The sequence below is a fragment of the Pseudomonas sp. EL_65y_Pfl1_R83 genome, assembly GCF_963970695.1.
Taxonomy (GTDB): Bacteria; Pseudomonadota; Gammaproteobacteria; order Pseudomonadales; family Pseudomonadaceae; genus Aquipseudomonas; species Aquipseudomonas tritici.
Genome location: NZ_CAXAQI010000442.1, coordinates 1 through 448 on the forward strand (window position 1 = coordinate 1; position 448 = coordinate 448).

Genomic DNA, 448 nt, shown 5'->3' on the forward strand with positions numbered 1-448 from the left:
TTCAAGACCTTGTTGATGTCGGCCTTGGTGAGATCCTTGACCCGGCGCGCGCCGATCAGCGGGATGATGTGCCGCTCGATACGGCCAGTGTCGGTGACGATGGTGGTGGGCTTTTTCGGTCGCCCGCCCTTACCCAGAATGAGGCCCGCGTTCAGATCAGCGGTATAGAGGGCGCAAAGCTCCTTGACCGTGATGGCCTTGTGATCGAGCTGACGTTCTTCGGAAGGGTTGTCGCCGCGCGCGACGCGCCCGAGTTGGACCTTCGCTTCTTGCCGGGCTGTCTCCGGCGTCCACACGCCATGCAGGCCGATGGTGTAGCGTCGCGTGCGTCCAACAGCGCGATATTGGATGAGGTAGCTGCGCTTGCCGGAGGCGAACACGCGGAGGCCGAAACCGGGCAGTTCGTCGTCCCAGATAAAATAGTCCTTCTCGCGAACATCGGCAGCGT

At 62.1% G+C, this 448-nt stretch carries 1 protein-coding gene; it reads right to left on the reverse strand.

The window, feature by feature from the left end; translation table 11 throughout:
- On the reverse strand, nt 1-448 hold a 448-nt coding region (locus AACY08_RS29730), incomplete at both ends, for an integrase arm-type DNA-binding domain-containing protein (protein ID WP_339472668.1).